Source organism: Virgibacillus sp. 7505, assembly GCF_002272135.1.
Classification (GTDB): Bacteria; Bacillota; Bacilli; order Bacillales; family Amphibacillaceae; genus Terribacillus.
On record NZ_NPBF01000186.1, the window covers coordinates 1 to 272 of the forward strand.

Annotated in this window: 1 protein-coding gene; it reads left to right on the plus strand. The window is 54.4% G+C overall.

Annotated elements, in window-relative coordinates; all coding sequences use genetic code 11:
- The coding region (locus CHH91_RS18525; protein ID WP_141234218.1) for an IS110 family transposase at positions 1 to 272 on the plus strand (272 nt) is incomplete at both ends.

A 272-nucleotide genomic window follows, 5' to 3' on the forward strand; every position in this document is an offset into this window, starting at 1 on the left:
GCTTATTACCTCGAAGACCATGGGATTCGGTTGGTGATGGTGAACCCGATGCATGTCAAGAAAGCCAAGGAACTTGACGACAATCTACCGACGAAACACGATGCCAAAGATGCGCGGACGATTGGCCGCCTCGTCAAAGACGGGCGCTTCAGCTACCCGCGTATCCTTCATGACCATGAAGCGGAATTGCGGGCAGGATCGGCCCTTCGAGCGTCCATGACGGAAGAACTGGGGATGATCAAAAACAAGATGATCCGGTGGACGGACCGGTA